Source organism: Streptomyces griseorubiginosus (genome assembly GCF_001514195.1).
In the GTDB taxonomy this organism is placed as follows: Bacteria; Actinomycetota; Actinomycetes; order Streptomycetales; family Streptomycetaceae; genus Streptomyces; species Streptomyces griseorubiginosus.
Window position 1 is genome coordinate 1 of the sequence record NZ_KQ948738.1, and the last position, 526, is coordinate 526.

Below are 526 nucleotides of genomic sequence, written 5' to 3' on the forward strand. Positions count from 1 at the left end.
CGCCGTCACCGCGCTGGCCTGGCTGGCCCCCCTGCTGTGGGCGGTCTTCGCCGCCCTGCGCCCCTACGCGGAGACCAGCAACAAGGGCTACGTGTCCTGGCCCGACAAGCTGACCCTCGAGAACTTCACCAACGCCTTCGAGCAGTCGGACATGCTCCACTACTTCGGCAACACGCTGATCATCGCCGTGCCCGCGGTGCTGCTCACCCTGCTGCTGTCGTCGATGGTCGCCTTCTACGTCTCCCGCTTCGACTTCCGCCTCAACATCGCGCTGCTGCTGGTCTTCACCGCCGGCAACCTGCTGCCCCAGCAGGTCATCATCACCCCCCTGTACCGGCTCTACCTGCTGATCGACCTGCCCGGCATCACCATGTCCGGCAAGCTCTACGACTCCGCGCTCGGCCTGGTCCTCATCCACATCGCCTTCCAGTCCGGCTTCTGCGCCTTCGTCCTGTCCAACTACATGCGCATGCTGCCCCACGAGCTGACCGAGGCCGCCCTCGTCGACGGCGCCTCCGTGTGGCGC

At 66.5% G+C, this 526-nt stretch carries 1 protein-coding gene; it reads left to right on the plus strand.

Annotated elements, in window-relative coordinates; translation table 11 throughout:
- Window positions 1-526, plus strand: a 526-nt coding sequence (locus tag AQJ54_RS22805) for a carbohydrate ABC transporter permease (RefSeq protein WP_169808247.1), incomplete at both ends; no start/stop codon positions are given.